This is a genomic window from Acidobacteriota bacterium, from assembly GCA_003225175.1.
GTDB lineage: Bacteria > Acidobacteriota > Terriglobia > Terriglobales > Acidobacteriaceae > Gp1-AA112.
The window spans coordinates 1-988 of record QIBA01000255.1 but is presented as its reverse complement, the minus strand read 5'-3'; the positions used below and the strand labels follow the sequence as shown (position 1 = coordinate 988).

The following is a 988-nucleotide window of genomic DNA, read 5'->3' as shown; positions in this document are numbered from 1 at the left end:
GAATTGTTACCGGCGGTGAAAGCACTTAGTAAGGGTAGGCGGTACCTTGGTGCTAGATTAGCGGGCCAAGCTTTTTTTGCCGCGCCGGAAAACAATCCTTCCGAGGAGCAAAGCCTCCACGATCTTCAGATCTATTCCAACGATGAATATTTGTTGGAGGGTTTCACCAGTTTTATCACCAGTGGTTTAAGCGCAGGCAATGCAGTTGTGGTTTTAGCGACGGAGGCTCATCGGCTCGGTCTGATTCAGAAACTACAGACTCAAGGTTTCGACCTAGACGCCATTATCAAGTGCAGGAGCTACATCTCTATTGACGCCGAGGAAGCCCTCGCTTCATTCATGGTTGATGATCAGCCTGATCCAAAGAAATTCGAAAAAACAGTAAGAAATCTAATCAAGACGGCGAGCAAAGCACCCAACGGAGCGACGCGACGGGTTTGCGCTTGTGGAGAATGCGCTCCTTTATTGCGGAAGCAAGCCAACTCGGACGCGGCACTTCGAGTCGAAGAACTCTGGGACGTGGCCTCCCACCAATATGGGCTAAGAACTTTGTGCGGTTATGTATCTGGAAATTTGCAAGAGCAGGAAGATCAACGGATATTTCAGAAAATCTGCTCTCTTCATTCGATTGTTACTGAGTACAGCCCCAGCGCTCAATTACTCTGATTGTGCCGATTGTTTGTTTATTCCACTTCAGAAATGAACTTCGCCCACTACCTCGCCGCCGACCTGCTGAGCTTTCGCGCGGTGAAAGCGAACATCAGTCGCGTCATGCCGGTCGTTAAGAGTGTTAATCCCACGAGAATCCCTGTGGACCACACGGAACTCGATGGCCAGTGAAACCAGATTATCCCGCCTAGAAAAAACGTGGTGATTCCGTTGAACAGCATCCATACCGACGCATCGGCACTCTTGAGCCGTAGATACGAAACGATCTCCGCTACTCCTCCAGCCATGATCACCGCCCCCAGCAAGAGCGTCAGCGTTC

General features: G+C 50.4%; 1 protein-coding gene and 1 pseudogene (1 of these 2 cut by a window edge). One reads left to right on the top strand and one right to left on the bottom strand.

Annotation, left to right across the window (positions count from 1 at the left end; genetic code table 11):
* Positions 1-666: pseudogene (locus tag DMG62_25165) on the top strand (hypothetical protein) (it extends 288 nt beyond the left edge of the window).
* Positions 667-713: 47 nt separating this feature from the next.
* Here the strand turns inward: DMG62_25165 and DMG62_25160 are convergent.
* Positions 714-988, bottom strand: a 275-nt coding sequence (locus tag DMG62_25160) for a hypothetical protein (GenBank protein PYY18933.1), incomplete at its 5' end; no start/stop codon positions are given.